The following is a 3320-nucleotide window of genomic DNA, read 5'->3' as shown; positions in this document are numbered from 1 at the left end:
CCGGGCGCCCGCTTCGGCGGCAACGCCATCCGTGAGGCGTCCCGGCTGCTGCGCCCCTACAACCCCGCGCAGGACGCCTCCCCCTTCGCCCTCGCCCAGGTCGCGGACGGCGGTGACATCGCCGTCAACCCGTTCAACATCAACGAGGCCGTCGAGACCGTCGAGGCCGCCGCCGACGACCTGCTCGGCACCGGCGCCCGCCTGATGACCCTCGGCGGCGACCACACCATCGCCCTGCCGCTGCTCCGCTCGGTCGCCAGGAAGCACGGCCCGGTCGCCCTGCTCCACTTCGACGCCCACCTGGACACCTGGGACACCTACTTCGGCGCCGAGTACACGCACGGCACCCCGTTCCGCCGGGCCGTGGAGGAGGGCATCCTCGACACCTCCGCCCTCTCCCACGTCGGCATCCGCGGTCCGCTCTACGGCAGGCAGGACCTCACCGACGACGAGAAGATGGGCTTCGGCATCGTCACCTCGGCGGACGTCTACCGGCGGGGCGCCGACGAGATCGCCGACCAGCTGCGGCAGCGCATCGGCGACCGCCCGCTGTACATCTCCATCGACATCGACTGCCTCGACCCGGCGCACGCCCCCGGCACCGGGACCCCGGAGGCCGGCGGCCTGACCTCCCGCGAACTCCTGGAGATCCTGCGCGGTCTGGCCTCCTGCAACCTGGTCTCGGCGGACCTCGTGGAGGTGGCGCCCGCGTACGATCACGCGGAGATCACCTCGATCGCCGCCTCCCACACGGCGTACGAGCTGACCACGATCATGGCCCGCCAGATCGCCGGGGCCCGTGAGGAGAACGACCGCAAGTGACCCACGACCACGACCTGGTGCTCCGCCCGACCCCGGCCCAGACCGAGGCCGCGCTGAACCGGCCCGCGGGCCGCACCGGCGGAGACCTGGTCGTGGAGACCTTGGCCGGCCTCGGCGCGACCACCGTGTTCGGGCTGCCCGGCCAGCACGCGCTCGGCGTGTTCGACGCCCTGCGCCGCTCGGACCTGCGGTACGTCGGCCTGCGGGTGGAGAACAACGCCGCCTTCGCGGCGGACGCGTACGGCCGCGTCACCGGGGAGGCGGCCCCGCTGCTGCTGTCGACCGGGCCGGGCGCGCTGACCGCGCTGCCCGCGCTGCAGGAGGCCGCCGCCGCGTCCGCCCCCGTCCTGGCGATCGGCAGTCAGGTCCCGACGGCCGGGCTGGGCGGCGGGCGCCGCGGCTACCTGCACGAACTGCCCGACCAGGCGGCCTCGTTCCGGGGCGTGGTCAAGTCCGTCCACACCGTGCGCGCCGCCTCCCAGATCCCGTCGGCGATCACGGCGGCCTGGCAGTCGGCGCTGACGGTGCCGCACGGTCCCGTGTGGGTGGAGATCCCGCAGGACGTGCTGGACGCCCCGACGTCCCTGCCGGTCGTCACGGCCATGGACGCCACCCCCGACGAACTGCCCCCGCGCCCCGAACTGACCGCGCTCGCCGCCCACTGGCTGACGCACGCGCAACGCCCCGCGGTCATCGCGGGCGGGGGAGTGATCCGCTCCGACGCCTCGGGCAAGCTCCGCAAGCTCGCCGAACTCCTCCGGGCGCCGGTCGTCACCACCCCCGGCGGCAAGGGCGCCTTCCCCTGGACCCATCCGCTGTCCCTGCGGTCCTGGCTGGAGGACCGCCACACGACGGACTTCCTGGAGGACGCCGACGTCCTCCTGGTGGTGGGCTCCGGACTGGGCGAACTCTCCTCGAACTACCACACGTTCGCACCGCGCGGCCGCATCGTCCAGATCGAGGCCGACCTCGGCAAGCTGGAGTCCAACCACCCGGCGCTCGGCATCCACGCGGACGCGCGCCTCGCCCTCCAGGCCCTGCTGGAGACGGTGGAGCCGCGCGAGGACGGGGCGGCACCGGAACGCGTCCGCGCGCTCCTGTCGAAGGTCGCCGAACGCATCGCGTCCCAGGACCTCGCCCTGGAGCAGCAGGTGCTGGCGTCCGTCCGCCGCGCCCTGCCCGAGGACGCGCCGTCCTTCTGGGACATGACGATCCTGGCCTACTGGGCCTGGTCCGCCTTCGACGCGAAGGGGCCCAACCAGCTGCACTCCGCCCAGGGCGCCGGCGGCCTCGGCTACGGCCTGCCGGCCGCCCTCGGCGCGGCGGTCGCCGACCCCACCCGCCCCGTCCTCGCGGTCTCGGGGGACGGCGGCGCCCTGTACTCCGTCGCCGAACTGGCCACCGCCCGCCAGTACGGCCTCGACGTCACCTGGCTGATCGTCGACGACGGCGGCTACGGCATCCTGCGCCAGTACATGACCGACGCCCACGGCGAGCCCATGGCGACCGACCTGACCGGCCCGGACTTCGTCGCCCTCGCCGCGTCCTTCGGCGTCCCGGCGGTACGCACCACCCCCGAATCACTGGAACACGACCTGGCGGCGGCCCTGGCCGCCCCGGGCCCGTCCGTGGTCGTCCTTCCGGTGGTCCTGCGGATGTTCGCCCCGACGCACCTGGGCTGAGGGGCCCGGGAAGGCCGAACCCCGGCAGGGGCCACTGCCCGCGGACAGCGTGACGCTCCCTCGTGAAGGGGCCGCGCACCCGGCGGCACACCCGGCGGCGGCAGCCGGCCGCGCACCCGGCGGCGGCAGCCGATCGCGCACCCGGCGGCGGCAGCCGGCCCCCTGAAGCGGCTGCCGACCAAGCGGCCGTCGCCCTCGCGCCCCCCTGGCGCAGTCGTTCCGTATGAGGACGGCTTCCCGTCAGGAACGCGTGCGGGGCGGTGCGGAGGCCCAGGGCTTCAGCAGGTCGCCGAGCAGGTCGGCGAAGGCGCTGTCCAGGGTGTCCTCCCGGAGCCGGTCGCCGACGACTTCGGGACAGAGGGCGGCGGGGCGGGCGATCCACAGGATCTTCCACGGCCTGGAGGCCAGCGCTTGGTCGCCCCAGATCCCGCCGTGCGGGCAGAGGGGATGGAGCAGATCGCTGATCCGATCCGTCGCGATGCCCACCAGCGGTCCGTCGAGTGCCGTGTGCGCCGCCGCGAACTTCTCGGGGGAGGAGCGGGCGACGGCAGCCGTGGCCGGGTGACGGCGAACGGCGCGGACCACTTCCGTCAGGTGCTCGGTGATGCCCGGGACGGTGCCGTCGCTCGGGCGGACGCGAGCCGCCGTGGCGAAGGCGTCCGCGAGCTCGGCCTGGAGTGCGTGCAGATACAGCGCGGTGACGGATCTCCAGTTCTGATAGAGGAAGGTGCGGGTCGTGCCGCAGTTCCGGGCGATGGCGGCCAGGGACACGTTCAGGCCTTCCGTACGCAGGAGCGTGCGTACGGTGCTGATCAC

At 74.2% G+C, this 3320-nt stretch carries 3 protein-coding genes; 2 read left to right on the top strand and 1 reads right to left on the bottom strand.

Features of this window, described 5'->3' with window-relative positions; genetic code table 11:
- Together speB and AOK18_RS27050 are read left to right on the top strand one after the other, a co-directional pair.
- The coding region (speB, locus tag AOK18_RS27055; RefSeq protein WP_055696035.1) for an agmatinase at positions 1–822 on the top strand (822 nt) is incomplete at its 5' end.
- Positions 819–2504 carry a thiamine pyrophosphate-binding protein gene (locus tag AOK18_RS27050; RefSeq protein ID WP_055696034.1) on the top strand — a complete coding sequence of 562 codons (1686 nt, stop codon included), beginning with the start codon at positions 819–821 and terminating at the stop codon, positions 2502–2504. The genes speB and AOK18_RS27050, both read left to right, overlap by 4 nt.
- A 240-nt stretch (positions 2505–2744) precedes the next feature.
- Here the strand turns inward: AOK18_RS27050 and AOK18_RS27045 are convergent.
- Positions 2745–3320, bottom strand: a 576-nt coding sequence (locus AOK18_RS27045) for a TetR/AcrR family transcriptional regulator (RefSeq protein ID WP_055696033.1), incomplete at its 5' end; no start/stop codon positions are given.

Source organism: Streptomyces prasinopilosus, assembly GCF_001419695.1.
Taxonomy (GTDB): domain Bacteria; phylum Actinomycetota; class Actinomycetes; order Streptomycetales; family Streptomycetaceae; genus Streptomyces; species Streptomyces prasinopilosus.
The sequence above is the reverse complement of the archived record's forward strand: the minus strand, read 5'-3'. Positions and strand labels throughout refer to the sequence as shown.